The sequence below is a fragment of the Bradyrhizobium sp. MI1.10 genome (genome assembly GCF_055811035.1).
The window spans coordinates 24,043-30,588 of record NZ_JBVVPN010000059.1 but is presented as its reverse complement, the minus strand read 5'-3'; the positions used below and the strand labels follow the sequence as shown (position 1 = coordinate 30,588).

General features: G+C 66.9%; 4 protein-coding genes. All 4 read right to left on the bottom strand.

Going from position 1 to position 6,546, the window contains the following annotated elements:
* Positions 1 to 118: 118 nt before the first annotated feature.
* Positions 119 to 889 carry a TIGR02186 family protein gene (locus AC0L3K_RS36115; protein WP_354200536.1) on the bottom strand — a complete coding sequence of 257 codons (771 nt, stop codon included), beginning with the start codon at positions 887 to 889 and terminating at the stop codon, positions 119 to 121.
* Positions 886 to 1,803, bottom strand: coding sequence for a sulfite exporter TauE/SafE family protein (locus tag AC0L3K_RS36110; protein WP_275174587.1), 918 nt, complete (start codon positions 1,801 to 1,803; stop codon positions 886 to 888). Before AC0L3K_RS36110 ends, AC0L3K_RS36115 begins: the two co-directional genes overlap by 4 nt.
* A 331-nt stretch (positions 1,804 to 2,134) precedes the next feature.
* Complete coding sequence (locus AC0L3K_RS36105) at positions 2,135 to 5,584, bottom strand: tetratricopeptide repeat protein (RefSeq protein WP_473367834.1); 3,450 nt, start codon at positions 5,582 to 5,584, stop codon at positions 2,135 to 2,137.
* Between the two features lie 365 nt (positions 5,585 to 5,949).
* Entirely contained in the window at positions 5,950 to 6,540 is a 591-nt protein-coding gene (locus AC0L3K_RS36100; RefSeq protein ID WP_018460020.1) for a PadR family transcriptional regulator, read from the bottom strand.
* Positions 6,541 to 6,546 lie beyond the last annotated feature (6 nt).

Genomic DNA, 6,546 nt, shown 5'->3' with positions numbered 1-6,546 from the left:
GGGGCCATCAGGACCGCGGGGGGGTTTGTTGGCCGCGCCACAGGCCACCGCCGGGCATATTTAAAAGTGGCGCGCCGGGGCATGCGGGGCCACGACGAGAGGAGAGAGCGTAGTTCCCTCAATCCTTCCGAAACACAATCGACGCCATCCAGCCCGTCATCAGCGCCATCGCGGCGGTGACGAGGCCGTAGATCAGGCCGTTCTGCCGCGCGGTGGTCGCGACGAACTGCTCGAAGCCGACCTTGACGATCTCGAACGCGGTCTCGGTCTTGCCGATGAACGCGCCGTCGGCGAACAGCTTGATCTCGACCTCATAGGTGCCGATCGGCACCTCCGCCGGCAGTGGAATGCCGGTGCGGAACAGGGTCGATGTCAGGAACGTCACCGCGCTCGGATCCTCGCGGTAGAGACCGCGCTGGGTGCGCAGGCGGATGAAGGCGGAGCGGAACGCGTCGTTCGGCACCACATCGGCATAGTCGCCGCTGACGCGTTGGGTCAGCAGCACGTTGTTGAGCCCGATCTGCTGGCGTCGCGCGATCTCGGGCGAGGTTATGACATCGAAGGAGCGGTTGGCGAACAGCGCGAGATAGCTCGGCACCTCCAGAAACTGGCGGTAGTCGGTGTTGATCCAGATCCCGAAGGTACGCTCCTTGCGCCGCGTCACCATGTCGGCGCGCGGGCCCATCACGGTGACGACGAGATCGTAGCTCTTGCGGTCGACGGGCGTGGAGGCGTCCTTCTCGACCGAGCCGAACAGCACGAGCTCCTCGCCGGAATAGTTCGGAGTCACCGTGACGCGATGGTTGGAGACCGACACGATCAGGCGCTCGGCCCGTGCGGCGGAGCCGAGCAGCAGGACAACCAGGACTGCGAGAGCTGCGCGCATCATCCGTTCACCCCCAGCTCGCGAATGGTGAAGAGATCCTCGGGCCGGATCACCAGCTCGATCGCGAAGCGAACACCGACCGAGAGGATCAAGAGGCCGAGCAGCAGCCGCAACTGCTCGCCGCGGATCTTCTGGCCGGCGCGGGCGCCGAACTGCGCACCGGTGACGCCGCCGACCATCAGGATCAGCGCCAGCACGGCGTCGACCAGGTGATTAGTGACCGCGTGCAGCAGGGTCGCAAACAGCATCGTGACCAGCGTCAGGACCATCGACGTCCCGATCACCGTCGAGGTCGGCACCCGCAGCAAATAGATCATGATCGGCACCAGGATGAAGCCGCCGCCGATGCCCATGATGGCGCCGATGAAGCCGATCAGGATGCCGACGATCACGACCGGAATGACCGAGAGGTAGATCTTGGAGCGCTTGAACCGCATCTTCAGCGGCAGGCCATGGATCCAGTTATGCGTGCGTCGCGGCGGCACCGCGCCGCGCCGGGTCCGCATCAGGGCACGCAGGCCTTCGGAGAACATCAGGCTGCCGACGGTGGTGAGCAGCACGACGTAGGACAGTGCGATCATCAGATCGAGCTGGCCGAGCGCGCGCAGCTGCGTGAAGGTCCACACCCCGAGAGCCGTCCCGGTTACGCCGCCGCATAACAGCACGCTCGCCAGCGCCGGGTCGATCGCGCGTCGCCGCCAATAAGCGAGGGCGCCGGAAAAGGACGAGGCGGCGATGTGGCTTGCGACGGAAGCGACCGCGACTGCCGGTGTGATGCCGATGAAGATCAGAAGCGGCGTCATCAGGAAGCCGCCGCCGATCCCGAACATGCCGGAGACGAAGCCGACCGCCGCGCCCATCGCTAGCACGAGGAAGACGTTGACCGGAAGATCGGCGATCGGGAGATAGAGCTGCATCGAGAGACCACGCTTCCGGCGAGACGGATCGATTGCGCGGAATGCTCGCAGGAGGGCAGAACGATTGCCGCGTCCCTCAATAGCGGAATTCGGTAGCGGGCGGGACCAGGAATTTCGGGCGTGGTGAATGGGGGTGAGGAGGTGATCGAGGAAACCGTGGCTCCTCCAATGTCGTCCTGGCGAAAGCCAGGACCCATTATCCCGACTGGTCGTTATCGCGGCAGGCTGTGGCCACACCGTCCTCCAACAACGATCGCTTGTGGTAATGGGTCCTGGCTTTCGCCAGGACGACCAGGTGGATTCTTCCTCAGAGACGATTGAGCGACCGCTCTCAATGCACCGCCGACGCCGACTTCTTGCTCGCAACCGGCTTCGGCGCCGGCTTCGCGTTGGCCTGCGGGGCGCTGTCCCAGCCGCCGTTCGGGGCCGCAACGTTGACGGCGTCGTCGGGCTGGGGCTCGGCGCTGAAGGTCTGGATCGCGAGCTTGGCAGCGGCGAGCGATTGCGGGTCGAGCCGCTTGGCGACGTCGTCGCGCTTGGTTGCTGCGTCCGCATCGCCCTGAGCGGCGGCGAGGGTGAACCATTTGTAGGACTCGGCGAGGTTCTGCTCCACCCCGATGCCGCGGGCATAGAGGATGCCGAGGTTGAACTGGCTGTCGGCGACGCCGCGATCGGCGGCCTTCCGGAACCACAGTGCCGCGCTCTTGTAATTGGCGCCGCGTCCGCCGCCGTCGGCATCGAGCACCGCGAGGTTGTGCATCGCCTTGGCGTTGCCGCGCTCGGCGGCTTGCGTGTAGTAGCGGCGGGCGATGTCGGCGTCCTTCTTCACGCCGAGACCCTTTTCGTAGAGTGTCCCGAGGCGGAAGGTTGCGGGCACCACGCCGGCCTGTGCCGCGCGGTCGTACCATTTGGCGGCTTCGTCGTAATTCGCGGCCACGCCCTTGCCCTCGGCAAAGCGCACGCCGATCTCGTAGGCCGCGGTCGCATCGCCCTTCATCGCGGCGGTGCGCAAGCCGGGGCCACCGATGCCGTCAGGCAGCTTTTCGCTCGGCGGCACCTGGATCATCGCGAGTTTCGCACGGCTCGTGCCCGACAGCGCGCCGGTGACGTCGCTGGAGGCCGCAGGCGGGGTTGGCGCCGCGGTTTGCGGGATTTCGACCGAAGCGGTGCCGCTCGGGCTCGTCACGGGCCCCGGCGCGGCATTGTTCTGCGACTGTTTTCCGATCGGGGTCGGCGAGGTCATCGACGGCGTGACCTGCTCGGGCGTGGCGGGCTTGTTCTCGACCGGCGGCGGGGCCTGCGGCGCGGGCGCGGGCGACGAATTCTCCATCGCCTGCGGCGACGGCGACGGGCTGCTGCCATCGAGCAGGTTCATCGCCATCTTGAAAGTGCCGAGCACGATCACGACCACGCTCGCGCCGACCAGCAGCGAGCGGATCTTCGAGGTGATGGTCGAGCCACCTTCCTGGCCCTTGTCCTTGGCGCGGGCGATTGCGGTCTTGGCGCCACGGGCCGGCTTCTCGGGCGGCTGCGCGGCGGCGGCTTGGGCTGCGCGGCGCGCGGCGGCGATGAAGCTCGACGACGACACCGGCTCCTTCGGCGCGGCCGGGATTTCGCTGATTGCGCTTTCGGACGCGGCAATGCGCTCGGAAGGCGTGGCGATGCGTGCACCCGGCCGGGTGCCCGGCTCGAGCGGATGATCCGGCGGCAGTTCGGGCGCAAGCGCGGCGCGCGTGGGCGCCGTATGCGGCTCCAGGATTTCGCTGATCGCGCGTGGCGGAAGCGGCGGTGCCATCGGCATCGGCAGCGGCGGCGGCGGCGCCGCCGGCGCGGCGGCATGGAATTCGCGCGGCGCGGCGGCGAAGGCGGCTTGCGCCGCCTGAGCGGCGGCCGGATTGGGCAGCTCGGGCTTCGGATCGTATTTCGGGTGCTGCTGTGCTTGCTGCCGCGGCTCGCGCGCCATCGGCGCGGGCTCCATGGGAGCGGCCATCGGCATCTGCATCGGCTGCGGCGCTGGGGCGGGCGGCGCGGTGCGCACATTGCGCAGATCGCCCTCGATCATCGAGAGACGATCGACCACGTGGCCAAGGGCGTTGTGGACGGCCTCCAGCGAATCCTGGGTGGTCCGGTTGGTTTCGGCCTGGCTGAAGCGGATGTCGGAGAGCTCGCGCTTGACGAGATCGACCATGCCGGACTCGGCAGGGGGCGCGGAGTTGCGGCTCTCGGCCAGCGCCGAATAGGTCGCCTGCTGCCGCTCCAGGTGGCGCAGGATGTCGTGCAGCCCGTCCTCGACGCGGCTGAAATTGCCGTTGCGCGGATCGGAGGCGGTCTCGAGCCGCTCCAGAAGATACGAGACCCGCTGTTCAAGATGAGCAAAGGTCGAAGCCGAGTCGTTGCCGACCTGCATGCGGTCGAAACGGTCGGACAGGGCGCGGATCGCGCTTTCGAGATGCTCGCTGCTCTCGGATGGCTGAGGGCGCTCGCGCGTTTCCAGAGCCGCGGTGAGCGCCGCGATGCGTTGCTCCAGCACCGCAAAACTGTCGCCTTGGCCGGACGCACGGGTGACCTGGTCGACCTTGGACGACAGCAGCTGCACGTCATCCGAGAGCCGGGCCAGCGCTTCGTTGGAAGCGACGTTGGAGACGATGCCGCGCAGCGCCGAGATCGCGCCTTCGAGCTGGCGGACCGTCGAGGGATCGTCATTGGCGCGCAGGATCAGATCGAGCTTGGCGCCGAGATTGCGGATCGCCTCGTCATAGCCGGTGAGCTGCTCGGCCGGCGTCAGCGTGCGGAGCACCTGCTTGATCTCGGACAGCGCGTGCTCGATGCCGGACAGGACCTGACCGTCGGTGCCGTTGGAGCGGGTCTCGTCGATGCGCCGATGCAGCGAGCGGATCTCGTTCTCGATCGATTCGATCGCGCGGCGCGGCATCGCCTCGGTGATGGCGTTGCGGATCTCCGCAAGCTCGCTGCGGAAACTGTTGATCGCCTGCTCGGTATTGTCGGGGCGCTGGAGCGATTCGATCTGGCTCGTGATCTTGAGCAGATGGCGCTCGAGCGCAGAGAAATCCGGCCCCGGCTGCGGTGGCGGCGGAGCGTAGGCAGGCGGCGCGGGGGGCGCGTAAGGAGCTGCCGCAGGCGCGATCGAGGGTGCTGCGCGCGGCGGCATCTGTCTGGGCGTAAAGCCGTCGAGCTCGCTCTGCCGTGCCGTGATCTCGGCGACCGCGACGTCGAACGAAGCGGGGCTCAGGGGCGGTGAGCTGCGATAGACCTGCGCTGCCGCACGCTCGACCGCATCGGCCTGGCGCTGGCGCGTTTCAACGGGTGCCTGCCGCGGTGCCGGAGCCTGCTGCGGCTTTGAGATTTGCGACAGCCGGGCATCGAGCCGCGAGATCGCGTCGTTGAGCTGGCGCGCAACGCCTTGCTCGCGCGAGACGTCTGGTCGCGGAGTATCTTGTCGCGAAGGATCTTGCCGCGGCGCGGGCTTGGAAATCCGTTCGATCTGCTGGGTGATGGCGTCGAGCCGCTGGTGGATGTCGGCGACTTCGCGGCTTTCCTGGCTCGGCACGTGACTCGGGACTTGGCTCGGCAGTTGACTCGGGACGTGCTGGGCTTGCGGACGCTGGTCGTAAAGTCCGCGAAAGTTTGGCGGGGCGGTCTCGCCGAGCGTGGAGTTCAGCCAATCGTTGAGTGACATGCCGGCGCGACGCGCAGCAGCTTCGGCCCGCTCCCGGACGGAGGGATCGATGCCGTCAACACTCCACGATACGCGCGAATTCATGACTCTGTCCGGTCCCGACTCCGGCGCCCCACCCGGCGCCTCCAGCCTCCCCACGCGTGCCCGTTGCAAAGACAATCGAATTTGGCGCGGGTCGTCTGCCTCGAAAACCGACTTTTGTCTGTTACGGTAAATAACGGGTTAAGGAACCCGTTGACGGTGTCTTAAAGTTGGCCAGCGGTGTGCGACACCCACCGCTGTCATGCTCCGCGAAAGTGGGGCATCCAGCACGCTGCAGCCCCTCGATTCCAGCCGCGCAGCCTCTGGAATGCTGGATCGCCCGCCTTCTGTTTAGACCGGACAGATCACTGACAGGTGTTCGGAGACATTAGCTGACACATCAAACTGGGCTGGAATGGTCGACTCGCTCAGCCCTTGCCCTCGCGCTTGCCGTCCTCCAGCGGCACCACGGTGCCGCTTGCGCTCATCGCCGACAGGGCCTCGAGCGCCTCTTCGCAGAAATCGGCGACCATCTGCTCGTGCCGGGCGCCGAGCTGAAGCAGCAGCAGGTTACCGAGGTCGAGCACGCCGGAGGCCGCCCCTTCCGGAAAGCGCTTCTTCAGGATGCGCTCGTAGTTCTCGTGGCGATCGCGGTGGTGCTCGAGCCGGGCCATCAGGTCAGTGCGCATGGGCTCGAGGCCGATGCTGTCCAGCGCGTGCAGCCGCACCAGGAGGTCGTCCTTGATGGAAGGGGGCGTGCTTGGCCGCGCAGCCCAGTGCCGCAGCGCTGTTCGACCCTCCGGAGTCAGCGTATAGATCAGTTTATTGGGCTTGCCTGTCTGTACGACCTCGCGGCCCTGGATGTAGCCGCGGTCGCGCAGCTTGGAGAGCTCGCGGTAGATCTGCTGGTGGTCGGCCTTCCAGAAGAAGCCGATCGAGGAATCGAATGTCTTGGCGAGCTCGTAGCCCGTCATCGGACGTTCCGTCAGGCATGCGAGGATTGCGTCGCCCAAAGCCATGATCCG

What these genes read in the sequence shown, in the direction of transcription:
- AC0L3K_RS36115 (WP_354200536.1), bottom strand. Translation starts at nt 889, where the DNA reads ATGATGCGCGCAGCTCTCGCAGTCCTGGTTGTCCTGCTGCTCGGCTCC.
- AC0L3K_RS36110 (WP_275174587.1), bottom strand. Translation starts at nt 1,803, where the DNA reads ATGCAGCTCTATCTCCCGATCGCCGATCTTCCGGTCAACGTCTTCCTC.
- AC0L3K_RS36105 (WP_473367834.1), bottom strand. Translation starts at nt 5,584, where the DNA reads ATGAATTCGCGCGTATCGTGGAGTGTTGACGGCATCGATCCCTCCGTC.
- AC0L3K_RS36100 (WP_018460020.1), bottom strand. Translation starts at nt 6,540, where the DNA reads ATGGCTTTGGGCGACGCAATCCTCGCATGCCTGACGGAACGTCCGATG.